Here is a 22,677-nt window from a genome sequence, read left to right on the forward strand (position 1 = left end):
GGGCGGTGGCGCGCTAATGTATGTGTGCACCTTTCTAACCGCGTACCCGGGCCTGGCCTGCCAGAATCGGCCCAAAGTACGACAAAAACGTGTGCATTGAGCCTCGGAACGTAAGGACCTCGTCGGGCACGTCGACGCCCAACGTCGTACCGATGTCTATTGCGTACTTCCGTTGGCGTTCAGTTGGTGGCCACAGGTCACGATCGACTGTTTGGAAGGCAACCACCGCGAACCAAGCTGACATGACGGTGGATAATTTGGTCAGCTTGTCTGCGTCCTGCGCGCGACTAAGCTGGATCCTGAACGCATCTTCGATGCTTTGAGGCAACGGTATGTCCACACTCAGCTCTGTCTCAAGATCAACGATCCGAAGCATACCGAAGCGGTTCCTTGGATGATATCTATATGTAGTCTACCTATAAGGGCGTAGAGCTGAAAGTATCGTGCCCACAAGCTTGCGGGCATGAAACAAGACGACCCAGCCCACGCGATTGGGCAAGCGATCCGCGCCCGCCGAACAGCCGCAGGGGTTAGTCAAGACCAGTTCGCCGATCGCATAGGTATGCATCGAGCCTACTACTCGGCGATCGAGCGGGGCGAGAAGAACCTTACCCTCCTGACACTCGGTCGGATTACAGCAGGGCTGGGGTGCAGCCTAGCCGCGTTGGCAATCGATGCTGACTTGTAGCTTCGCCCCATCGGCGATCCACACGGAGCAACTGTGCTAAAGCGGTCTCCAGACCCCGCCGATCGGCTCGGAACGAATTGATCAAACCGTCTTGCACCGCCCCCTTCTCTAGATCAATCCGTGCAACCGGGCTTGCTGCGCGATACATCAGGCACCACGCTCAAATGGTCCAGCTCGTCGCGCTTTCCCTCAAAAGCGGCTCGCCAATGAGCAGCGTCCCTAGCGGCACGATCGCGTTCAAGAACAAGCTCAGCTTGAATCCGAAGCGACGCTGCCAACTGGGACTTCAATTCCGCATTGTCGCTCTGCAGGCGGACAAGGTCTTCTCGAACACCACGGTCCTTCGCTTCTGAAATGCGCGCCCGCGTCTGCAACAGCCGTGCGCGGAATTGCGGAAGGCGACAATCTGCCATCGAGAACAATGTTCGCGAGCATCCAGCTTCGAGCGCAACGGTCTTAGCCGTAATCCTAAGCTTCCCCCGATCCAGAGCCCTTTTTAGGTCATCACGCAAAGGGTTGCCTGCCACCAGTCGATCAAGAGCCGCCTCCAGTGCATGCTCTATTTCGGATAGATCACGCCTGGCCAAGATCCGCCCCCTCAAAGCATTCCGGTTGCATTGAAACCGGGCTACGCTGGCAATTCATGCCTTTCCTAGACCTTCTACAATGCGCCGCGCTTGTTTTGCACGCCGGTTAATTTCGCGTAGAGACGAGGCATCAACCTCCTCCCTCATCGCACGGGCAAGTGAATCCTCGCAGTCGCGCAGACGCTTCTGCCAAAAGGCCTTGTGGGAACTGTGCATGAGGAACGACTTGCACCCGACGCAAGTGCCGGCTTCGCGGGCGCCATAGTTGGGGTAGAGCCGCCCGACTGGACGCTGTCCAACGCGAGCCCAGCACTCCATGTGAGCTGAACTCACGGGCATACAAATTCCATATTCGGTATGGAAAGTGTCGAGTCTGCTCTGCTCCACCCAGCGCCCGATTTCCGTCCACTGGCCGATAAGGCTCAAACCATTCAACCTCGCTCTCAACTTTTCGAGTTCTGACGTGAATACGCTGGATCGACGCCCATGCACCGCTATCTCGCCGTTCACCTTATCGCGAATCATGCGGGCCACTAGCCGCCTTGAAGCAGACTCAAAATGTTCAAGTTGCGGTGCACTTGAACCCCAGTACCCTAGCTCGGTAATCTGCATATTTACGTGCTTAAATTGTCTTTGCAGCGCAGGAAGCAGGGAAGGATTTACTGCGTGAACCCAAAGAGCATAGTTCTTTCTAATGCTATGTCCGCGAAGTACTGCGCCACGGGAATCTTTCCACCTGAGAAGGTCATTTAATTCTGTCGCGTATGCAGATTCATTTGGCAAAGCATCCCAATCCACTTTTCTTTTTGCGAAGAATTTGTATTGCCTGTTGATTTGAGTCACTGACGAGTGATTGACGCCACCAGCCTTCTTTGGAAGACCGTTTCTACCCATAATCGAGACCAGCAAGGCATTCGATCCCAGCAACTCCCGATACGGACCAAACAGCCTGTCCAACAGAGCTAGCGCTTGTACGCATAGCGGAAGTTCGGAGTCTCCCCTCCGCCGTTGTCCGGCAAGCCAAGTGGTACGCGTGGGATATGAAACACCCTTTGACACCGCACCTTTCAGAAAGAATTGGTCATGATGACCCGTCGGGCTCACCCTCTGCTCAATGCATTGCGGGAGGCCAGTCTTCGCATTTGATCCCGCTTGGATACTACAGAGCTCGCTAACCCGAATTCCTGTCGTCGCTTGAACAATGAGGCAGCACGCTGCACCTAAGTCCTTGGCCGCATTTTTGAGATCTGCCATCGGCGTTGTAGAGTCAAGGCGACCTAACGGTGGTCGCCAAGGCTGGTCGGCACCGTCTATTTTGGAGAACGAGAACTGGGTTGCCGCTTTCCTCTGGGCCAGTAACCTTACTGATCGACCCTTAAGGTCGGGAAGTCGGTATGCCTCTTCACATTGATCTCTCACATTGAGGATGTCATTGCCACGCGAACCGATATAGCCAAGAGCAGCGTTAAGCAGAGGCACCAAGACCTCCTCTGGAAGAGGACTTATCCATCCGCGGGCCTTCGCAGATACGTGCTTCCCTAACGACTCATAGCCCTGCCGCGGCCAAGGCTCGGTGGGCATGGGTTCAAATCCCGCCTTCAGTAGGCTGAGGCGCTGACGCCAGAGATATTTAAAAAAGCGTATGCCCGCCGAGGCCGAACCTAACAGAACGCTTTCTTCATCGAGATCCCGCGCAGACCCCTTCCTGCACGTCGATTCGTCGTGGTCCTTTCCCAAAGCAATTCGAAATGGCAGATCCTCTAAGAACCTATCTGTTGCCTCTTCTGTTATCTGTTTTGGGAGGGTGAGGCCATTTGACACAAGCCAGGGCACAGCGATCCTCATCGACGCTTGCACTTGACCCATCGTACTGCCTGAAAGCGCGCTTGCCCCGTCGCCTGGATCATTCACCAAACCGTATACAAGATGTTTTAGCCATGCCAAGACTTCGAGATTGGCTTCGTCCGTCAATTTAGAACCGTCATCGAGCTCGATAGACCAATTCAGTCGACAAGAATACGAATGACCCCCGACCTTCTTGGGCTCAAATTGCCAACGCACATCGCTCCACCTACTTCTCTCAGTTACTAAGATGTCCGCAATCGCGTTATCGTGGTCGCTGATTGAGTGCGCTTTATTGGTACTTGGACGCTCGATCGCTTTTGTCATTTCTCGTTCGTTTCCATTTGCCCGCTTCGCTAACCGACTTGGGGCACTGTGACGTCAAGTTCTCGGGCGGCCTCGATAACCTCCTCGGGGACCACCGCTAGCAGGCCAGAAAGACTTGTGCTAATTGGACTCCAGACGTCCAGCCAAGCTCTTGCGTCCAGCATCTCTTGCGCTTCATTTATTCGCCGGTCAAGCGAGAGCCAAAATGCTACCGCCAGAGGGTCACTCGGGTCAGCCACGGCGTGCTGGCAGCCAGGGCAGTGGCCATACGCTCTACAGAGCCGGTATTTGCGTTGTCCCGATATCGGGGAGTCATAGGGATCGAGGCAAACGAAGCCGGGCGTTGAGGCACCCTTGTCGTGATAAGGGGCCCTTGCACGTGGCCTAACATCAATAGTGCCAACGGTGGCAACGTAACGCTCCAGGTGCTCTACGGCTGTGCCAAGGATTTCCTCTTCACGCTGTCTCGTGGCTGACCCTACGTAATGCCCTTCGGTCGTGTTGTAACTTTGATGCCTGAGGGCTTGGCTTGCGATTAGTGAGCCATGTTGGAGCGAAATGAGATCCGCAAGAGTCGGCCGAATTTGGGCAAGGCAGAAGCGCGATAGCGACCAGCGCCGCACGAAATCGTCCAATGCGTGAGTCAAGGAACCCGAGTGTGATGGGCCACTCGAAGACTTGAATATGGTGCCCTTAAGGGAGCTTCCCCAAACAGGCCGATACAGGAAGAGTTGTCGAGATATCGTCGGCGGCGTAACCTTGCGAATGTGCTTGGTTATATCAAGAATCAGATCGATCAATGGACCTACGACTTCATAGTCAAGCACCTTTGTATAGTTTTCATTGTGGGCGCGACCTTTCCGTGCTGAAATTCTTACCCGCCTTTCGCCGAGGATAGTCTCTTGATGTATGTCGTCCAAGGATAGATTGAGCAGGGCTTCTGGGTTAAATCCTCCTTCGATCGCAAGCAACAGCACGAATGGAACCATGTCACGCGCTGTTGCATATCGGTACTTGCAAAGCGTTGTTAGACCGTGCGGTTTTAGGCCACGTCTTCGTAGGTGTGGTGGTGTGCGATACACGGCTTTTGCCAATTCAGGCCAGTCCCGCACAAGTTGCTCACCGCTCGGCAGCGTCTCTTTATATTTCTGCACAGCAGCTGCGAGAGCCACGTCGAGCTCAAAGTAATTGGTACTTCCTGCATGCAGCTTCGCCATTCCGCTTCGGATTAGGCGGCGCCCTTCCGCAAATCTCTCTCGGATTTCGTGGACCTCCTCATGAGCGCACCTCATAATTTCTTTGAGCATGTCGGCATTTAGGAGCACTTTCCTAGAAGCGAAGCGATGCGCTCCGGAATGCGTGTTCCTCGGGAAGTCGCGCAGCACGTTTTTCGCTTCCATGGACCACTCTGGATTGGAGCAGAGCCGCTCAATGACTGCTCTTGCCGCGTTGACTCTCTTTCTTGCGGAATTTGGGCTTAGCGCTGCGCTACCTGTGCTTGCAGCATTAGGCGAGTCTTGCCACTTCACGTAGCGTATTAGCAGCGGACGACTGAGATCGCGTAGCTTTACGGTCGGTAGGTGGACTTTCAAAAACTCAACCAACCCAAGCTTTAGGTTATTTGCAGACATTTGGCGGCTTCGAGGCGACAATTCTCGGAGCCACGCCTTCAATGCCCACGCCAGTGGCTTAGCCAGATTCGGCAACGCCGTGAGATAGGAAATATCCATTTGATGACTAGTACCGAATGCATCTCGGAACTGGATATAGGTTGCATTAGAAGAACCAAGGTATGAACTATCAACACTCGACGGGCGGTGATCACGCGTTGATCTTATGGTGTCAGTGAGGTTTGTGGCGGGGACCTTGGATGTGAGGTCTGACGCCTGCTCCGCAAGTAGCCTGCCGGCGTTTGGTCGTCGGCTAGCCATCGATTAAACCAGCAAGGATTCGGGTGCTACTCGTTTGGTAGGCGAATTCCCACTTTGAATAAGCACTGACGAATTGTAGGTAGGTATCTGTTGTTGTGCGCAGATTTGAATGTCCTAGCTGGCTCTGAATTAGCTTCCATGGCTCGACATTGCCAATCGACCTCTGCGCGAAGTAGGTCATTACGGCATAAGTGTGTCGCAAGTCATGAGGACTGTGGGTGGCGAGACTGTTCTTACAGTCGTCATTTTTCCTGCAAAGCCCCGCGCGGATACATGCTTGTGAGAAGATAGCTTGATATCGGCGTATGGATAGCTTCTTGCCCCGGTGAGACCGATGTGCCTTGATGCCGTTTACAAAAACAAACTCGTGATTCCTTGGCAGATGGCACGTTGATTGCGTGCGCTCGCCTTGTATGTATTCTTTTGTAGCAAGGACAAGCCAATTTGGAACAGCTATTATTCTAGCCTTGTTGTACTTACCGATTACGCTGATCGGGGAGTGGTCAAATGGCTTTTTTGGGTTCGTCGGCAACGTGTGAAACTGACTGACGGTTAAGCCCGGATGGCGATCAGTGGTGAGATCAAGGTCTCGCCCAAGAACTTCCTCGATGCGCAAGCCGCAGTAAAGGAGCCATTCGGCGATCAGTCGATTGCGCGAGCGGCTTTCGGCCTGGAAGCCTTCCTTTCCGTCGTCTGGTCCAAGCTCATTCAGTAGTTGCTTCACCAACTGTGGTTCAAGTACTCGGACTCGATCAAGTGCGCGACGGGGGACCAGACTCATCTTGGCGCTCTCAGTTCCGATCGGGCGAATGGAAAATCCATTTGAGAAGCGGATGTTTTTAGGAACGCGCTGCTGCTCTTGATAAGGAAGATTCCAGCCCAGCCGCTTCCCAATTTCGTAAAAGTTGGACACGGCGATCAGTCGTTGCCGGATGGTGCCTGGGGCGTATGGTCGGTTCGTCACGGGGTTTGTTGCGTTACACAGCGCGTCTAGGTAGTCGAGGAGATCGTCGTGGGTGGCACGTCGTATTTCCTTACCCTTGGCCAGAAGAAAGTTTGTCCAGTGAGAGAGTCTATAAACGACATTGCGCTGTTGGTTATGCGACGACCTGGAAACCTTCACGGCGAGGTATCGCGTCACATCTGGGTCTACCCGCATCGCTGGATGCTCAACAAGTAGGTACGCGAGCCTTCCTCGTTTTGGGGTATCTACGCGGTGAACTCGGTACTCGTGCGTTGTCACAATCTCACCTGATCGACTCGCTCATGTGGCCTCTGGCCATAAGTTTCGGTGCCGAGGTTCACGAGCCTTGCACAAGGCCAAGCAAGCTCCTGAGGCTCGTGAACTTAACGCAACTGGGTACACATTACGTGCTCGCAGCCACGGTAGGGATTGATGGCCTGATCAAAGCCGATATCGGGCGAGTCGTTACGCGTAATCACGCTGCGCGCGCGCTCGATGCTGACCTGGGTGCGCGGCCGCGCAGACGGCTCATCCTCCGGCGTGCCGGCAAGCTGCCAGCCATCGTCCTCGGCGTGATGGCGCACCGACTCGAAGCGCCCCTCCGGATTGGAAGCAGCGCCACGGCCCTTGATGATGGATGGCGGATCGAACGCAGGCATAGGCGCAAGCCTACGCCGCGCGCGTCTCAGCTGACGCGATGGACTAGCGCAGCAGCAAACGCCGCATGACACTGAATCCGCGCCCGTACGGCGGTCGCAACAACGCCGTACCCGTACGCCGTGACTGGCGCAGTATCGGCAACGTATGCGAGAACGTCTCGAAGCCGGCGCGGCCGTGATAGGCACCCATGCCCGAGGCGCCCACGCCGCCGAAGGGCAGGCTGTGCTGGGCGATGTGGAACAGCGTGTCGTTGACGGTGACACCACCGGCGCTGCAGGTGCTCAGCACCCGTTCCAGACTGTCGCGTCGGCTGGTAAAGACATACAGCGCCAGCGGATGCGGGCGCGCGCGAATATAGTCAATGGCCTCATCCAGGTGGTCGTAGGGCACCAGCGGCAGCAGCGGCCCGAAGATTTCCTCGCGCATCAGCGCCGAGCCCGGTTCCACCTCGCTCAGCACAGTCAACGGCATGCGCCGACCGCGACCCACACGTGCCAGCGGATGCGACCTGGCGCCACCGGCTTCGGCCTCGGCGCGCAGTTTCATCAGACGCTGCAGATGGCCGTCGTTGATGATGGCGCTGTATTGCTCGTTCTCGGCAAAGCGCGGGTACAGGTGGCCGAAGGCACGGCGCGCGGCAGCGATGAAATCCTCGACACGATCGCGTGGCAGCAGCACGTAATCCGGGGCGATGCAGGTCTGTCCGGCGTTGACCGACTTGCCATAGACAATGCGCTCGACGGCGCGCTCAAAATCGGCATCTGGCGCGATCAGGGCCGGCGACTTGCCGCCCAGCTCCAGCGTCACCGGCACCAGGTGCTCGGCAGCCGCCTTCATCACCGCATGACCGACCCGCGTGGAGCCGGTGAACAGCAGATGGTCGAACGCCAACGCGGCGAATGCGCGCGCCACCTCGGCATCACCCTCGACCACCGCCACCGAGCCATCCTTCAGGTACTCGGGCAGCAGGCGAGCCAGCAGTGCCGAGGTGCGCGGTGTGTGCTCGGACAGCTTGAGCATGACGCGATTGCCGGCCGCCAGTGCATCGGTGAGCGGCCCCAGCGCCAGGTACAGCGGGTAGTTCCACGGCACCAGGATGCCGACCACGCCCTTGGGCCGCGGCCGTTGCTCGGTACGCGCCGGCCAGAACCAGCGCGAGGCACGCCCATGCTGCGTACGCATCCAGCGCCGGCCATGCTTCAGCGCGTGATCGATGCCGGTCAGTGTAGGGACCAGCTCCAGCAACTGGGTTTCCTCGGCAGCACGCCCCTGAAAGTCGGCATCGATCGCCTCGGCAAGCGCTGTCCCCTGCTCGATCACCAAACAGCGCAAGGCCTTGAGCCGGGCTCGCCGCACAGCCCAGTCCGGCAGCGGATTGGCGTGATGGGCCTGGCGCAGGGTATCGAGCGTGACAATCAGATGGTTGCGCATGGGAGCATCGTAAGTGGCCGGACGGGCGCGGCGTTAGCGTGGCGCTTGTCGCCAGCCACGATTATGATCGAATCAAGATCCACCGTCCCAGCCCACGCCCATGCGCCTTGTGTTCGCCTGCATCACGCTGCTCGGCTTCGCCCTGCTGTTCGCCCACTCGGCCGGCTGGGTGGCCTTGGGAGTAGTCATGCTGCTGGGCGGCGGCATCGCCACCGGCTTTGCCATCGCCCACCGTCGCATCGCCTCGCATGCGCGCGATGAGGAACTGAACAGCTACGAATTGGATCAGCTACGTCGGCAGGCCAAGCGCGAAGATGACCCGCTACGCTGACGCGCCCGAGCACGACGCCAGCCCCTCCCCAGATGGGGCCGGCAGATACCACCCTAGAACTTGTACATGGCGCTGATACTGAACTGGTTGCCGGAGGTTCGGGTGCGATCACTACCATCCGTGGTGGTGTCAAGTGTGTCACGCAGCCATTCCAGCCCCAGTGCATAGGGCCCCTGGCTATATTCCAGATTGATCGCCGCCTGGCGGTTCTTCAGACGGCCGCTGGCACCATAGCCCAGCCAATCGATGACATCGCCGGTATCAGGCTTGCTGTAGGCATAGAACAGGTTGGCACTCCAGTTAGGCGTGAACTTGTAGCCAGCCTGCACAAAGCCGCCCTTCTCACTGATGTCACCAAACTGCACCAGGTCACCAAACAGCTGACCCAGGCCCTTGCCGGTGTACACCTGACCCTTGAACATCCACGGGCCCGGTGTCCAGGCGCCGCCGACTTCATAACCCGTGCTGGTAATGGTCGACTGGATCGGTGTGGGCGCGCTGCCGCCGACACCGGAAAGATCGATGCGGCTCCAGGTGGCGGCCGCATAACCGAGCCAATCGCCATCCTTGACGTTGATGCGCGCCTGCAGCTGCGGGTGGAAATTGGCGTTGCCAGCCGACTGGTAATTGAGGTTGTCGCCCGGGCCACTCCAGTTGCCGTCGAACGCGCCCAGGTCAAGCCGCCATTTGGCGCCACTGTCGGTGCCATGGTTGAGGTCCTGCATCAGCACCACACCCGGATAACGCCAGCCGATGTAACCGGCGCCAAAACCCAATGGAAAGGCCACGTGCGCCAGCGAAGAAGGCACGTTTGAGATCGGGAACATCAACTCCCACTGCTGGCCCATGCGCACCGTGGTGCCGGTGTCGGGATTGGTCAGGTCGACATAGGCCTGGCGCAGTCGCGGCGTGGCCTGTTGGCGGCTGTAGGCGCCGCTGCCATTGAAGCCCCCGAAGAAATCGGCCTCGATGCGCCCGCTCGCCAACCAGTTGCTTGAGCCCACACGCGGTCCGGTGATGTCGAACCAGAAGCGCGTGTTGCGCACATCCACACCACTGAGCGCACCGTCATTGGCGGCGCCGGGCAACGGCATCTCGGCGTTCTGGCCGTTGCCGAAATAGAAGTTGCGGCTCTGATGGAAAGCGGTCGCGCTGATGATGCCGTGCATGGCCACCGTGACACCCGGTGAAGTGACGAATGACGGTACCTGGCTCTTGGCCGTTTCGGCGGCGACCTGTGTAGACGGCGCAGCTGCTGCTGGTGACGGCTGCTGCTGCGTGGCTTGCGCATGCTCAAGCTTCATCACGCTTTGGCGCAGCATCTGGATCTCCTTCTGCTGCTGGTCGATCTGCTGCTGCTGGCGGTCGATCAGCGAATGCAGTGCCTTGATATCACTGCCTTGCTGCATGGGTGCCGCAACCACCGAAGTAGTGCCGGCCAAGGCCAGGCTGGCTGCAAGTGCACAAAACATGGGATGTCTATTCATAACGGCTTTCCTGCCTCATGGCTGCGGCGACGACACCAGCGGTCGCGCGAACAGGGCGATGATATCTGTCAAACCTGCTTCATGCCGCGGGGGGCGCACCGACAGGCAGCACGACCCGCTTCTGGTTGTCATTGATGATTTCGGCCGCCGATAGGTAAAAGGCCAGCAGCGCGGTCAGCAGTCCCCCGTAACCTCCCAGCGTGTGCAACAGCGAAAGGCCCGTCCATTCGCCCGCGGCCAGCAGGAAAAACGTGATCCAAAGAAAAAGGAACACCAGCTGCAGGGCCCGCGGTGATTTGAACGTGCCTATCCACATGTAAAGGGTGAAGACCCCCCACATGAACAGATACCAGCCGACGAACGCTGCTGGCACCTTGTCGTGGAGAAACAGCACAAACAGTGCGAACGACCACCAGAAGGCCCCATAACTGACAAACGCGGTGGCGCCAAAGGTGTTGCCCCGCGGCAGCTCCATGACGCCTGCGATCGCCTGCGCGGTGCCACCATAGGCAAGTGCCACCGCCAGCACCATGTGCATGCCGTCAGCGCTGAACCATCCGGCATTGATCATGCTCAGCAACCAGGTGGTCAGGGCGAACGCGGCTAGGCCCAGCGGCGCCGGATTGGAAAATTTCGTCTGTTCATTGCTCACGATAGCTACCTCCCCTCATGACGGCACGTTCCCTCATAACGCCGTGCCGCAAGAAGCCGCGTCCGCGGCGCTGCCCTGTGATCGGGCTTTGGCATCGACCTGATCGTGACCGCAACCGGCCAACACCAGGCCTCCTTCGTCCGTCCCGCGACCGAGCATGATCATGCTGCGCTGCGGCGCGCTATTCGTCTTAGGTCGAAATCGGACCAAAGTCGTAGTGATTGCGTGGGCGCGCCTGGCAACGCACGGTTACACTCAGCTGCACGCTCACATACGAGCCGGCGAAGTTGCGTCCGGAGCGGACGCCACGCCGGCGATCAACGCAGGAGGCTCGTCATGTCCAAGCTGTACCCTGTCAACCCTGAACTGGCAAAGCATGCACGCATCCAGGAAGCCGATTACGAGCGGCTTTACGCCGAGTCGATCCGCGATCCGGAGGGCTTCTGGAAACGTATCGCCGAGCGACTGGACTGGATACGCCAGCCCACGCGCATCAAGGATGTCTCCTACGATCCGCACGATGTGCATATCCGTTGGTATCAGGATGGCCAGCTGAACATCGCCGCCAACTGCCTGGATCGGCATCTGCAAACGCGTGGCGACAAGACCGCGATCATCTTCGAAGGTGACGATCCCTCCGAATCGCGCCACATCACCTACCGCCAGCTGCATGCCGAGGTTTGCCAGTTTGCCAACGCGCTGCGCCACCTGGGCGTGGAGAAGGGCGACCGCATCGCCATCTACATGCCGATGATTCCCGAGGCGGCGGTGGCCATGCTGGCCTGCGCGCGCATCGGCGCGGTGCATTCGGTGGTGTTCGGCGGCTTTTCGCCCGACTCGCTGGCCGGGCGCATTGCCGACTCCCAGTGCAAGCTGGTGATCACCGCCGACGAAGGCGTGCGCGGTGGCAAGAAGATCGCTTTGAAGGCCAATGTCGATGGCGCCCTTTCCAAACCGGGTACCAACAGCGTGGAGACGGTGGTGGTGGTGCGACGCACCGGCGGGTCCATCGACATGCAATCGCCGCGCGATCGCTGGTATCACACCCTGATCGAAGGCCAAGAGACGAGCTGTGAACCGGCAGTGATGGACGCCGAGGACCCACTGTTCATCCTGTACACCTCCGGCTCTACCGGCAAGCCCAAGGGCGTGCTGCACACCACCGGTGGCTACCTGGTATATGTCAGCTACACGCATGAGACGGTGTTCGATCTGCGCGAGGAGGACGTCTACTGGTGTACCGCCGATGTCGGCTGGATCACCGGCCACAGCTATGTGGTCTACGGACCGCTGTGCAATGGTGCGACGACCGTAATGTTCGACGGCGTGCCCAGCTATCCCGATGCCAGCCGTTTCTGGCAGGTGGTGGACAAGCACAAGGTAAGCCTGTTCTACACCGCACCCACCGCCATCCGCGCCCTGATGCGCGAGGGCGAAGGGCCGGTCAAGGGCACTTCGCGCAAGAGCCTTCGCGTATTGGGCACCGTCGGCGAGCCGATCAATCCGGAAGCCTGGGAGTGGTATCACAAGGTAGTGGGCGAAGAACGCTGCCCGATTGTTGATACCTGGTGGCAGACCGAGACCGGCGGCATCCTGATCACGCCGCTGCCCGGCGCCACGGCAACCAAACCCGGTTCGGCGACCAAGCCGTTCTTCGGTATTGCGCCGGCGATTGTCGATACCAATGGCAACCCGCAGGAAGGTGCCTGCGAGGGCAACCTGGTGATCACCGATTCCTGGCCCGGCCAGATGCGCACCGTCTACGGCGACCACCAGCGTTTCGTCGATACCTACTTCTCCACTTATCCGGGAAACTACTTCACCGGCGACGGCGCGCGGCGCGACGAGGACGGCTACTACTGGATCACCGGCCGCGTCGATGATGTCATCAACGTTTCCGGTCACCGCATCGGCACCGCCGAGGTGGAAAGCGCGCTGGTGGCCCATCCCAAGGTGGCCGAGGCAGCGGTGGTGGGATGTCCGCACGAGATCAAGGGTCAGGGCATTTACGCGTATGTCACCCTGATCGCCGGCGAATCACCCAGCGATGCGCTGCGCGACGAACTGGTGGCCTGGGTACGCAACGAAATTGGTCCGATCGCCAAGCCTGATTTCCTGCAATGGGCCGGTGGCCTGCCCAAGACACGTTCGGGCAAGATCATGCGTCGCATCCTGCGCAAGATTGCCGAGAACCAACCCGAGGCGCTGGGCGACACCTCCACGCTGGCCGATCCCTCGGTGGTCCAGACCCTGGTCGACGAGCGTCTGAGCAAGCACTGACCCCACGCCCAGACGTGGACACGAAGCAGGCAGCACCAAGGCCGGCCTGCTTCTCACTTCTCACTTCTCACTCCCGCCCCTATGCCGGATATCCTGATCGCCGACGACCACCCGCTGTTCCGCGATGCTCTGCAACGCGCCGTGGCCAGCGCCGTGCCGCATGCCACCGTGCATTTGGCCGACGACGTGCCCAGCCTGATGGCGCTGGCCGAAGAGCAGGCCGAGGCCGATCTGCTGTTACTGGACCTGCACATGCCCGGTGCGCGCGGCTATTCGGCGCTGGTGCACATGCGTAGCCGCCACCCCGGCCTGCCGGTGATCGTGGTCTCGGCACATGAGGAGGTGCAAGTCGCGCAGCGCGCGCTGGCGCATGGCGCACTCGGCTACATCCCCAAGTCGGCCTCGGTGCAAACCATTACCGAGGCCATCCATACCGTGCTCGATGGCGACTTGTGGCTGCCGCGCAATCTTCACGGCGGCAGTCAGGCCCTGCAGGATGACGAGGCGGAAGTGGCCTCGCGCGTGGCTGAGCTGACGCCGCAGCAATTCCGAGTGCTGTCGATGATCGCCGAAGGCCTGCTCAACAAGCAGATAGCCTACGAACTGAGCGTTTCCGAAGCCACCATCAAGGCGCACATGACAGCGATCATGCGCAAGTTGGGTGTCAACAACCGCACCCAGGTGGCGCTGGCCGCATCACACCTTGCGGTGGATACCGAAAGCGTGCCGGATGTGCCCGATGAGGAAGTCGACTGACCCGCGACGTGGATCGGGTCGGCACAGCCTGGCTACGATCCGCGCCATTCTGGCCCAGATACTGGCGCTGGCCACGGTGATGGTGGCCGGCCACCACGGCCTGTTCGCCGCCTGGCCACTATGGCGAATTGCAGGCGTGGAGGGGGCGCTGGCGCTGATATTGGCGATCTGGATGCATCTGCCACGCTGGTGGTGGCCGCTTGAGCTGTTGTTCGTGCCGGCGGTGGTGATGGCCAGCACACTGGAGCTTTCACCTTGGTGGTACGCCGCGGCACTGGCGCTGCTGCTGGCGATCTACGGCGCGGTGTTTCGCACCGGCGTGCCGCTTTATCTCTCCAACGCGGTGACAGCCGATACCTTGCTGCAATGGTGGGGCGAGCGCCGTAAGAGCCGCGTACTGGATATCGGCTCGGGTACCGGCACACTGGTGCGGCACCTGGCGTGTGCACGGCCGCACTGGGAAGTGGATGGCATCGAAATCGCCTGGCTACCTTGGCTGGTCTCGCGATGGCGCTGCCGCCGGTTGCGTCACGCTTATCTGAAGCGGGGCAACTTCTGGCAGCAATCGCTGACCGACTACGATCTGGTCTACGCCTTCCTTTCACCGGTGCCCATGGCTGAGCTATGGCAGCGCGCACGTGCCCAGATGCGCGAAGGCAGCTGGCTGGTCAGCAACAGTTTCATCGTGCCCGATCGGGCACCGGATCAGATGCTTGTGGTCGGAGATCACCGCGACACCCGCCTTTACTGTTACCGCATCGGCCCGCGCTAGGCGGTGCCGGAGCTTCCGCTGCGTCGTGCCAGCGCCGCCAACAGGGCGCGTAGCGCCGCCGGCTTGACCGGTTTGCGCAGCATCGGGATATCCAGCATGCGGGCCTGCTGCTTGAGCTCAGCGCTGTTGTCGGCGGTGATCAGCGCGCAGGCCGGCAGCGTGCCCAGGCGCTGACGCAACTGCTCGAGCACGGCCATGCCGTCCATGCCGTCATCTAAGTGATAGTCGACCAACAGCGCATCGATAGCTTGCGAGCGCAGCGCCGCCTCGGCCTGCTCCAGGCCGGTAGCCGGCACACCGCGCACGCCCCAGCGCGCCAGCAGCGCGCTCATGCCATCGAGAATGGATTCATCGTTGTCGATGCAAAGCACCGTGGCCGGCAGCCCCGGCGTACAAGTGGCCGATTCGGTCGCTTCGCGCACCGCCTCATGCGGTGGTGCCGCCAGCGGCACTTCCACGGCAAAGCAGCTGCCGTGGCCGGGACGCGAAGTCAGGCTCAGGTGGTGGCCCAGGATGTTGGCCATGCGCTCGCAAATGGAAAGCCCCAGACCCAGACCTTTTTCACCCCAGGGCGAAGGCGAGGCGGCACGCTGGAACTCATCGAAGATCAAGCGCTGCTGATCGGGCTCGATGCCCGGACCACTGTCCCATACCTCGATGCGTACGCGATCACTGCGCTTTCGGGCGCCAAGCAACACACCGCCGTGACGGGTGTAGCGCAGCGCATTGGACAGGAAGTTCTGCAAAATACGCCGCAACAGCTGCGGATCGCTGCGCACCGCCAGACGGCCGGGCTTGATGCGCAGCGACAGGCCGCGCTGCGTGGCCAGTACGGCAAACTGCGCGTGCAATGGTTCGAACAGTTCGGTCAGTGAAAGCTCGATCTGCTCGGGCTGGTAGCGTCCTGCATCCAGTCGCGAGGCCTCCAGCAGCATGTCCAGAAGATCCTCGGCGGTGCGGAAGGCCAGATCAATGCGTTCGGCCAGGCGTACCGATTCGGCGTCCAGCTGTGGTTGCTGCCGCAACGCCGAGGTAAACAGCCGCGCCGCGTTCAGCGGTTGCAACAGGTCATGACTGGCGGCCGCCAGAAAGCGTGTTTTGGATGCGTTGGCGGCTTCGGCCTCGCGCTTGGCCTGCTCCTGTGCATGCAACGCCCGTGACAGTTCGGCGGTACGCTGCGTTACGCGTTGTTCGAGCATCTCGTTGGCGTCGATCAATGCCAGCTCGGCGTGCTTGTAGGCGGTGACATCGGTGTAGGTGGTGACATATCCGCCTTCCGGCAAAGCCCGGCCACGTAGTTCCAGCACGCTGCCATCGGGCCGAATGCGCTGGAACACGTGAGGCGTGCCGGCACGCATGTGCGCCAACCGCTTGGCGACGATGGCATCGACCTCGCCGGGGCCACACTCGCCATGTTCGGCATTCCAGCGGATCAGGTCGGCCACCGGCCGGCCCACATAGACCATGCCGTCCGGGTAGTCGAACATGGTCAGATAGGGTCGGTTCCACATCACCAGACGCATGTCGGCATCGACCACGCTGATGCCCTGCGATACGTTCTCCAGCGCCGTGGACAACAGGCCACGATTGAAGCGCAGTTCCTGTGAGGCCTCGTCGAGCAGGGCCATCGCTTCGGCGACATCGACACCGGTACCGGACAACGCACTCATCAGCATGCGCCGCGCGCTGGCCGCGCCAATAGCCGCGGCCAGCAGGCGCTCGGTGTGCTGGATCAGCGCGCGATCGGCTGATTGCTGCGGCTGCAGTTCTCGCTGGCGTCGGCGTGCATAGTCGTCAAAGGCACGCCGCGCTGCGCGCTCGCCAACGATGCGCTCGGCAATGACGCGCAGGTCGGCCACGGTAATGCGGCCGCGCCAGTCGGCACCGTCGTGCGGAATGTCGGCGAAGGGATCGAGAAATGCCGCGGCGTTCACACGCTCGTCGACGCTGGGCCGGAACCGTAGCGAGACAAACACCAGCGTGGCGATATTGCCCAGCAACGACCAGAACGTTCCGTGCACCACCGGATCCCAGCCGCGCACATGGAACAGCGCCTGTGGAGCCAACCAGTCGATAGCCAGCGGGCCATGTGCCAGCCAGAGCGTTGGCAGCCAGCCGGCTTGGGCCATGGTCGGCAACACCAGGGTGTAGGTCCACAGCGCAAATCCGACCACCAGGCCGGCGATCACGCCACGGCGGCTGGCACCGCGCCAGTACAACGCACACAGGATCGGTGGCGCGAACTGCACCACGGCGACAAACGCCAGCAGTCCCATCGCGGCCAGATTCTCGACGCTGGCGGTAACGCGATCGTAGACGTACGCGGCTGCGGCCAGCGCCATGATCGCAACACGACGCACGCCAAGCACGATGGTGGAAAGATCCTCACGGCGCTCCAACTGCAGACGACGGATACGCAACAGGGCTGGCATCACCAGATCGTTGGACACCATCGTCGCCAAAGCCACCGTGGCGACAATGACCATACCGGTGGCGGCGGAGAATCCACCCAAATAGGCCAGCAAGGCCACACCGTGCGAGCCATGCGCCATCGGCATGCGCAGCAGCCAGCTGTCAGGGCTGGCCTGCCCCAGCTGTGGAAGCTGTTCGCTGGCGGCGACGATTGGCAAGACCAGCAGGCTGACCAGCAGCAGATAGGCGGGGAAAATCCAGCGCGCGTGCCGCAGATCGCCCGGATCCTCGCATTCGACAAAGCTGACCTGAAACATGCGTGGCAGGCAGAACACCGCGCAGAAGGCGAGCAGCGTCTGCACCATGAAGCCGGACGGCAGCCCATGACCCAGTTGCTGCCATGGCCGCTGCACGGAGGCGGCCAGACCCGGACCGTGCTGCAAGGCGAACACCGCTACCGCCGCCAACGCCAGCAACTTGATGACCGATTCGACGGCAATCGCCAGCATCAGCCCATGGTGATGCTCGGTGGCATCGATGCCGCGCGTGCCGAACAGGATCGCAAACGCGGCCAGTAAGGCTGCACACCACAACGCGGCGTCGCCCAGACTACCCGGGCTGGCCACGCCATGGTGACTGAATGCATTCACCGAGATGGCCACCGCCTTGAACTGCAGCGCGATATAAGGCACCGAGGCCGTCACGGCGATCAGGGTTACCAGCGCCGCGAGTTTTTGTGATTTGCCAAAGCGCGCGGCCAGGAAGTCGGCGATCGAGGTGATCGAGCGCTTGCGCGCGATCAAGGCGAGCCGTTGCATCAAACCACGTCCGAAAACAAACAGCAGTACCGGTCCCAGGTAGATCGGCAAATAGGCTATGCCTGAGCGTGCAGCGGTGCCCACGGCGCCGTAGAAAGTCCATGACGAGCAATACACAGCCATCGCCAGGGCATAAACCAGTGGGCGCAGAAATGGCCGGCTCGGATACAACGGACGACGGTCGCCGAACCAGGCGATGGCGAACAGCAGCCCGACGTACGCCAGCGACACCAGCCACAGCAGCGCGCCGTGCATCATTCGCGCACGCACCCGATGGCGACGCCCTTGGCACGGGAACAGGAAACGACATTCATGAAGGCATGGTGACCGCTCTCGGGCAACGGCGCCAGTCATCACACGGGTCGCCCTTGCCATGGACCGACGACAACGCGAGCATACGCGCATGGAGCTGCCCACCGCACCCGCACTCGACACCGATGCCATCCACCTGTGGCGGTTGCGCTATCAACGCTGCGAGGGACGCATGGGACTGCATGCCGTGCTGGCCCGCTATCTTGGCCTCGGTGAAGCTTCGGTATTGCTGGAGCAGCAGGCCTATGGCCGACCCGTGCTCGGCGGCCGGCACCGCTGGCTGGATTTCAACTGGTCGCACAGCGGCGATCACGCCGTAGTCGCACTGGCACGCCAACTGCCTGTGCTGGGAGTGGATATTGAAGCGCCACGCCCTCGCCCACGTGCGGCCGAGCTGGCCAGACGCTATTTCCGCCCGGAAGAGGCGGACTGGATCGACCGCGCAGACAGCCAGTGGCGCGAGCAGCGCTTCAAGCAGTTATGGACCGCCAAGGAAGCCGTGCTCAAAGCGCATGGGCGAGGACTGGCCTATGGGCTGAACATGGTCGGCTTCACGCCTTCGGAGAGCGACCTGATACCTGGCAATTTCGAGGGTGCCATTGGACCGTCTGCCGACTGGCAACTGGCTGCCCTGGATGCGCCCGGCCTGACCGGCCATGTGGCGTGGCGTGGCGTCACGCGCCAACTGCATTACGTGTACGGCTGGTAACAGCTGCGTTTCGCTGGCCGTGTTTGCCAAGTTGGGAGTAAAGTCCCAGACCCATGGATGAGATCTCAGGGGCAATGACTCTACTCAGCGTCAACGTCAACAAAATCGCGGTGTTGCGCAACTCACGCGGCGAAGGTGAGCCGGATGTGTGCCGTGCGGCACATGTCTGCATGGAAGCCGGCTGTGGCGGCATTACCGTGCACCCGCGTCCCGACCAGCGCCATATCCGACCCGATGACGTACGCCGGCTGGCCGCGCTGATCCGTGGTCGCGTCGAGTACAACATCGAAGGCAACCCGTTTGCCGGCGAGCGCGGCAGCTACCCAGGCTTCATGGCGCTGGTGCGGGAAGTGCGTCCCACCCAGGTTACGCTGGTGCCTGACAGTGATGCGCAGATTACCTCCGATCACGGCTTTGATCTGCCACGCGACATCGAACGCCTGGCTCCCATCCTTAAAGAGCTCCAGGCGCTGGGTTGCCGCATCAGCCTGTTCGTCGATGCCGGTTGCACCGAGTTCGAGGCCGCCGCCAGCGCGGGCGTGTCGCGGGTGGAGATCTATACCGGTCCCTATGCCAAGGCCTTCGCCGAGCACAAGGCCGATGCCGAACTGGAGCGGTGCGCCGAAACCGCGCGCCATGCCCACCGGGCAGGACTGGCCGTCAACGCCGGTCACGACCTCAGCCAGGCCAACCTTGGCGCGCTGAAGCGTGCCATTCCCGGACTCGCCGAGGTGTCCATCGGTCACGCCTTGATCGGTGAAGCCCTGTACGACGGACTGGCGACCACCGTGAAGCGCTATCTGCGCATTCTCAGCTGAAAAATGGCGACCATGGTTCGATGGGTCTGAGGCGGTGACGACAAGCGACCTCTGGCCGGAAGGCACTCGAGCCCGGGGCGCGCGCCCTGCATGAACCCGTGAACCGGGGCCAGGCTTTCCGTGCTGCTGTTCTTCTCGACGCGATTGATGTTCCATCGGCGCGGCGCGTGGGACCGCGCACTGATCGACGTTACCCGCCTTCACCAGTACAACCCTGAGCGAAGCAAACATGCCTGCACGGTGCGCAAACGTCGCACAAACAAACAGGCGGGCACCTCACGGTACCCGCCTGTTCATTTCTCGTGGAATGGTCCCGGCAAGCCGGGGACCTCTCCAGATCCTTATTGATCGGTATTGAGGAAGCCGATCTTCTTCATGCCGACACTCTTGGCATCGGACAGCACCTTGGCGACAACGTCGTATTCGGCGTTGTCATTGGCGTCGATCTGGATTTCCGGCTGCTTTTCCACCGGCTTGGCCGCATAGACCTCAAGCTGCAGCTTCAGATCCGACTCCGACACCGGGGTGTCGTTCATGTAAAGCGAGCCGTTCTGGGTGATCTTCAGCTTGATCGGCGCCGGCGGATTTTCAGGCGGCTTCTGGTTTTTGGTCGGCTGCGGCAAATCGATGCTGATCTTATGGGTCAGCATCGGCGCCGTGATCATGAAGATGATCAGCAACACCAACATCACGTCCACGAGGGGCGTGACGTTGATGTCAGCCATCGGGGCGCCGCCCTCACTGTTGGAACTAAAAGCCATCGATGAATCCTCCAGCGTCACGCTGCGAATGATGCCGCGTCGGACGCTTCCAGGTCGTGAAAGACCCGATGTTGCCGTTTATCCGGGGAATTGGCGGGCTCCTGCCGGAGCCCGCCTCAGTCCGGATTACTCATTGCCGTTCTTGGCACCGGTGGTCATGAATCCGACGTGGACGATGCCGGCTGCCTTGGCATCCTGCAGTGTCTGACGGACGACCTTGTACTTGACCGATTTGGCGGCGCGAATCTGCACCACCGGCTGTGGGCTCTGCGAGGCCGCGACGGCCAGCTTTGCCTTCAGCTCCGCGGCCGAAACCGCGTTGTCATTCCAGTACGCCGAGCCATCTTCCTTGATGGCCAGATCCACAGGCTGAGCCTGCTTGGCTTCGTCGGTAACCTTGGGATTCGCGTCAGGCAGCTGAACCTTGATTTTGTGCGACATCAACGGGGCCGTGATCATGAAGATGATCAGCAGAACCAGCATCACGTCCACCAGGGGCGTGACGTTGATTTCCGACATCGGGCCGCCGCCGTTGCCGCCGGAGCTCATTGCCATGGGTCAAATCCTCACTTAACGGTCGGCGTCGGCGCGTCCACGCGAGCACCCGTCGCGAAGTAGTCGTGCAGGTCGTGCGCGAACTCGTCGAACTGAGCGTAGGTCAGACGGTTGGAACGGTTGAAGAAGTTGTAGGCAAGCACGGCCGGGATGGCGGTGAACAGACCAAAGGCGGTCATGATCAGGGCCTCACCCACCGGGCCGGCCACAGCGGCCATCGAAGCGTTGCCGCTGGCGCCGATGCGGATCAGGGCGCCGTAGATGCCCCACACGGTACCGAGCAGGCCGACGAACGGCGCGGACGAACCGACCGTGGCCAGCAGGGTCATGCCGCCTTCCAGACGCAGGCTCTCGCGAGCCACGGCCTGACGCAGGGCGCGGTCGATGAACTCGGAGCGGTTCAGGGTCTGCGCCAGCTGACCACCGTCGGCGTTCTTGTGATGCGCGGCGGCCGAGGCGCAATCCAGGGCGATCTTGGAGAATGGTTCGCCCTTGGGCTGCTTCTCCATCTCGCGGATGGCGTCCTGCGCGTTGTTGGTATTCCAGAAGGCGTGGATCACCTTCTGGGCACGCGAACGCACCATGGAGTTGCGGATGGCGTTGGCGACGATGAAGTACCAGGAGGCCAGCGACATCACCGACAGGGTGACGAACACGATCCAGCCCAGGGCGTCGAAGTTGTGGATGAGGTTGCCGAAGCCGGCCTGGGCCATGGCGTGGGCGTTGGAGTTTTCTCCCATACCCGGCATCGAAGTCGGATCGGCCGGCGGGCTGGAAGGCTGAGCAGAGGTGTCTTGGAACATAACGCTACCCTTGAAAGTCAAGCGTGAACTTTAGCCGTGGGAAATTACAGCTGGTTTAGGGAGAAAGTAACTGGAATACGGGCCCAGCCCTCGTAGGCATGACCGCCCTTCTGTCCGGGGTTGTAATGCAGGCGCTCGGCCCACCGGAGAGCAGCACGATCAAGCTCACGGTAACCGCTGGACTTGTCAATCTTGACCTTCTTAGCGGAACCGTCAGTACCCACCAGGACCAGCACGACCGCCGTACCCTCATGACGCTGGCGGATGGCCTGCGACGGATACCGGGGTTTGATACCGCTGTTGAGACTGATGTTCTGACTCGGAGCGATAGTCTGCGGCGGTGCCGGTGGTGCCGGCGGCGCGGGCGGAGCCGGCGGCGTCGACATCGGCGTCGGCTCAGCGACCGGCGGCGGCGGAGCCGGCGGCGGTGGCTGCGGCGGCGGCTGCACCTGGTGAATGATCTTCGGCGGCGGCGGCTGCTTCGGCGGCTCAGGCGGCGGCGGCGGCGGCGGCGGCGGGGGCGGCGGCGGCTGGATGAACTCCACCTGCACCACCTTGTCCTTCTGCTTCTTCTCAGCCTTCGGCGGTGTCGCCGGGGCAAGTAGCATCAGGAAGGCGAACGAGTGCAGGGCAATGGCCACGGCCATCGCGCTGGTACGCCTCCAGTTAAACGACTCAGGGCCGTTGTTGTGAATGCTTGATGCCATCAGTCAAGTCAATATCAATCGTGATTCGATGCCACACCCGGCGTCGGAGGAAGGATGCTTAGCAGCCTTTCACC

19 protein-coding genes and 1 pseudogene are annotated in these 22,677 nt (G+C 60.9%); 8 read left to right on the plus strand and 12 right to left on the minus strand.

Annotation, left to right across the window (positions count from 1 at the left end):
- Positions 1–463: 463 nt before the first annotated feature.
- Positions 464–688 (plus strand): helix-turn-helix transcriptional regulator, encoded by a 225-nt coding sequence (locus HBF24_RS08315; RefSeq protein WP_167171703.1) that lies wholly within the window; start codon positions 464–466, stop codon positions 686–688.
- A gap of 164 nt (positions 689–852) precedes the next feature.
- The gene (locus HBF24_RS08320) at positions 853–1,041 is read left to right on the plus strand and encodes a hypothetical protein (protein ID WP_167171706.1); all 189 of its coding nucleotides are present in this window, start codon (positions 853–855) and stop codon (positions 1,039–1,041) included.
- A gap of 288 nt (positions 1,042–1,329) precedes the next feature.
- Here HBF24_RS08320 and HBF24_RS08325 read toward each other — a convergent pair whose 3' ends face one another.
- The 5 genes and pseudogenes from HBF24_RS08325 to HBF24_RS08345 all read right to left on the minus strand — a co-directional run bounded on the left by HBF24_RS08325 (position 1,330) and on the right by HBF24_RS08345 (position 8,430).
- Positions 1,330–3,444 (minus strand): hypothetical protein, encoded by a 2,115-nt coding sequence (locus HBF24_RS08325; RefSeq protein ID WP_167171709.1) that lies wholly within the window; start codon positions 3,442–3,444, stop codon positions 1,330–1,332.
- A gap of 29 nt (positions 3,445–3,473) precedes the next feature.
- Positions 3,474–4,844 (minus strand): hypothetical protein, encoded by a 1,371-nt coding sequence (locus HBF24_RS08330; protein WP_167171712.1) that lies wholly within the window; start codon positions 4,842–4,844, stop codon positions 3,474–3,476.
- Positions 4,845–5,367: 523 nt separating this feature from the next.
- Positions 5,368–6,288, minus strand: a complete 921-nt coding sequence (locus HBF24_RS08335; RefSeq protein ID WP_167171715.1) for a tyrosine-type recombinase/integrase — start codon at positions 6,286–6,288, stop codon at positions 5,368–5,370.
- Positions 6,289–6,746: 458 nt separating this feature from the next.
- Positions 6,747–6,998 (minus strand): annotated as a pseudogene (locus HBF24_RS08340) (radical SAM protein); the annotation flags it as partial.
- Between the two features lie 43 nt (positions 6,999–7,041).
- Entirely contained in the window at positions 7,042–8,430 is a 1,389-nt protein-coding gene (locus HBF24_RS08345) for a coniferyl aldehyde dehydrogenase (RefSeq protein ID WP_167171719.1), read from the minus strand.
- A 100-nt stretch (positions 8,431–8,530) separates the two neighbouring features.
- On the opposite strand from HBF24_RS08345, the gene HBF24_RS08350 reads away from it, so the two are divergent.
- Positions 8,531–8,761 carry a hypothetical protein gene (locus tag HBF24_RS08350; RefSeq protein WP_167171722.1) on the plus strand — a complete coding sequence of 77 codons (231 nt, stop codon included), beginning with the start codon at positions 8,531–8,533 and terminating at the stop codon, positions 8,759–8,761.
- 53 nt (positions 8,762–8,814) lie between these two features.
- Here HBF24_RS08350 and HBF24_RS08355 read toward each other — a convergent pair whose 3' ends face one another.
- Together HBF24_RS08355 and HBF24_RS08360 are read right to left on the minus strand one after the other, a co-directional pair.
- Positions 8,815–10,233 (minus strand): hypothetical protein, encoded by a 1,419-nt coding sequence (locus tag HBF24_RS08355; RefSeq protein WP_167171725.1) that lies wholly within the window; start codon positions 10,231–10,233, stop codon positions 8,815–8,817.
- Between the two features lie 94 nt (positions 10,234–10,327).
- Positions 10,328–10,900 (minus strand): acetate uptake transporter, encoded by a 573-nt coding sequence (locus HBF24_RS08360; protein ID WP_167171727.1) that lies wholly within the window; start codon positions 10,898–10,900, stop codon positions 10,328–10,330.
- Between the two features lie 336 nt (positions 10,901–11,236).
- Between HBF24_RS08360 and acs the strand changes: the two genes are divergently transcribed.
- The 3 genes from acs to HBF24_RS08375 all read left to right on the plus strand — a co-directional run bounded on the left by acs (position 11,237) and on the right by HBF24_RS08375 (position 14,708).
- Entirely contained in the window at positions 11,237–13,180 is a 1,944-nt protein-coding gene (acs, locus tag HBF24_RS08365) for an acetate--CoA ligase (RefSeq protein ID WP_167171730.1), read from the plus strand.
- Between the two features lie 81 nt (positions 13,181–13,261).
- Positions 13,262–13,936: a response regulator transcription factor gene (locus tag HBF24_RS08370; RefSeq protein ID WP_167171733.1), complete on the plus strand. Its 675-nt coding sequence runs from the start codon at positions 13,262–13,264 to the stop codon at positions 13,934–13,936.
- Complete coding sequence (locus HBF24_RS08375) at positions 13,920–14,708, plus strand: class I SAM-dependent methyltransferase (RefSeq protein WP_167171736.1); 789 nt, start codon at positions 13,920–13,922, stop codon at positions 14,706–14,708. The genes HBF24_RS08370 and HBF24_RS08375 overlap by 17 nt, the downstream gene beginning before the upstream one ends.
- Here HBF24_RS08375 and HBF24_RS08380 read toward each other — a convergent pair.
- The gene (locus HBF24_RS08380) at positions 14,705–18,196 is read right to left on the minus strand and encodes a NahK/ErcS family hybrid sensor histidine kinase/response regulator (protein ID WP_167171739.1); all 3,492 of its coding nucleotides are present in this window, start codon (positions 18,194–18,196) and stop codon (positions 14,705–14,707) included. The genes HBF24_RS08375 and HBF24_RS08380 overlap by 4 nt on opposite strands.
- A 115-nt stretch (positions 18,197–18,311) precedes the next feature.
- On the opposite strand from HBF24_RS08380, the gene HBF24_RS08385 reads away from it, so the two are divergent.
- Complete coding sequence (locus HBF24_RS08385) at positions 18,312–18,959, plus strand: 4'-phosphopantetheinyl transferase superfamily protein (protein ID WP_167171742.1); 648 nt, start codon at positions 18,312–18,314, stop codon at positions 18,957–18,959.
- A gap of 74 nt (positions 18,960–19,033) precedes the next feature.
- A complete protein-coding gene (locus HBF24_RS08390; protein WP_167171745.1) occupies positions 19,034–19,777 on the plus strand; it encodes a pyridoxine 5'-phosphate synthase in 744 nt (247 codons plus the stop codon).
- Between the two features lie 341 nt (positions 19,778–20,118).
- On the opposite strand, the gene HBF24_RS08395 is transcribed toward HBF24_RS08390, so the two are convergent.
- The 4 genes from HBF24_RS08395 to HBF24_RS08410 all read right to left on the minus strand — a co-directional run bounded on the left by HBF24_RS08395 (position 20,119) and on the right by HBF24_RS08410 (position 22,543).
- A complete protein-coding gene (locus HBF24_RS08395; RefSeq protein ID WP_167171747.1) occupies positions 20,119–20,538 on the minus strand; it encodes a biopolymer transporter ExbD in 420 nt (139 codons plus the stop codon).
- Between the two features lie 126 nt (positions 20,539–20,664).
- Positions 20,665–21,093, minus strand: coding sequence for a biopolymer transporter ExbD (locus HBF24_RS08400; protein ID WP_167171750.1), 429 nt, complete (start codon positions 21,091–21,093; stop codon positions 20,665–20,667).
- 11 nt (positions 21,094–21,104) lie between these two features.
- Positions 21,105–21,833 (minus strand): MotA/TolQ/ExbB proton channel family protein, encoded by a 729-nt coding sequence (locus HBF24_RS08405; protein WP_167172292.1) that lies wholly within the window; start codon positions 21,831–21,833, stop codon positions 21,105–21,107.
- Positions 21,834–21,940: 107 nt separating this feature from the next.
- Positions 21,941–22,543 carry an energy transducer TonB gene (locus tag HBF24_RS08410; protein ID WP_240922344.1) on the minus strand — a complete coding sequence of 201 codons (603 nt, stop codon included), beginning with the start codon at positions 22,541–22,543 and terminating at the stop codon, positions 21,941–21,943.
- Positions 22,544–22,677: the final 134 nt, after the last annotated feature.

This window comes from Oleiagrimonas sp. C23AA, from assembly GCF_011759385.1.
Classification (GTDB): domain Bacteria; phylum Pseudomonadota; class Gammaproteobacteria; order Xanthomonadales; family Rhodanobacteraceae; genus Oleiagrimonas.

Bases quoted from the DNA above. Each gene is read 5' to 3' on its own strand.
- HBF24_RS08315 (WP_167171703.1), top strand. From the start codon at position 464: ATGAAACAAGACGACCCAGCCCACGCGATTGGGCAAGCGATCCGCGCC.
- HBF24_RS08320 (WP_167171706.1), top strand. From the start codon at position 853: ATGGTCCAGCTCGTCGCGCTTTCCCTCAAAAGCGGCTCGCCAATGAGC.
- HBF24_RS08325 (WP_167171709.1), bottom strand. From the start codon at position 3,444: ATGACAAAAGCGATCGAGCGTCCAAGTACCAATAAAGCGCACTCAATC.
- HBF24_RS08330 (WP_167171712.1), bottom strand. From the start codon at position 4,844: ATGGAAGCGAAAAACGTGCTGCGCGACTTCCCGAGGAACACGCATTCC.
- HBF24_RS08345 (WP_167171719.1), bottom strand. From the start codon at position 8,430: ATGCGCAACCATCTGATTGTCACGCTCGATACCCTGCGCCAGGCCCAT.
- HBF24_RS08350 (WP_167171722.1), top strand. From the start codon at position 8,531: ATGCGCCTTGTGTTCGCCTGCATCACGCTGCTCGGCTTCGCCCTGCTG.
- HBF24_RS08355 (WP_167171725.1), bottom strand. From the start codon at position 10,233: ATGTTTTGTGCACTTGCAGCCAGCCTGGCCTTGGCCGGCACTACTTCG.
- acs (WP_167171730.1), top strand. From the start codon at position 11,237: ATGTCCAAGCTGTACCCTGTCAACCCTGAACTGGCAAAGCATGCACGC.
- HBF24_RS08370 (WP_167171733.1), top strand. From the start codon at position 13,262: ATGCCGGATATCCTGATCGCCGACGACCACCCGCTGTTCCGCGATGCT.
- HBF24_RS08375 (WP_167171736.1), top strand. From the start codon at position 13,920: ATGAGGAAGTCGACTGACCCGCGACGTGGATCGGGTCGGCACAGCCTG.
- HBF24_RS08380 (WP_167171739.1), bottom strand. From the start codon at position 18,196: ATGATGCACGGCGCGCTGCTGTGGCTGGTGTCGCTGGCGTACGTCGGG.
- HBF24_RS08385 (WP_167171742.1), top strand. From the start codon at position 18,312: ATGGACCGACGACAACGCGAGCATACGCGCATGGAGCTGCCCACCGCA.
- HBF24_RS08390 (WP_167171745.1), top strand. From the start codon at position 19,034: ATGACTCTACTCAGCGTCAACGTCAACAAAATCGCGGTGTTGCGCAAC.
- HBF24_RS08395 (WP_167171747.1), bottom strand. From the start codon at position 20,538: ATGGCTTTTAGTTCCAACAGTGAGGGCGGCGCCCCGATGGCTGACATC.
- HBF24_RS08400 (WP_167171750.1), bottom strand. From the start codon at position 21,093: ATGGCAATGAGCTCCGGCGGCAACGGCGGCGGCCCGATGTCGGAAATC.
- HBF24_RS08405 (WP_167172292.1), bottom strand. From the start codon at position 21,833: ATGGGAGAAAACTCCAACGCCCACGCCATGGCCCAGGCCGGCTTCGGC.
- HBF24_RS08410 (WP_240922344.1), bottom strand. From the start codon at position 22,543: ATGGCCGTGGCCATTGCCCTGCACTCGTTCGCCTTCCTGATGCTACTT.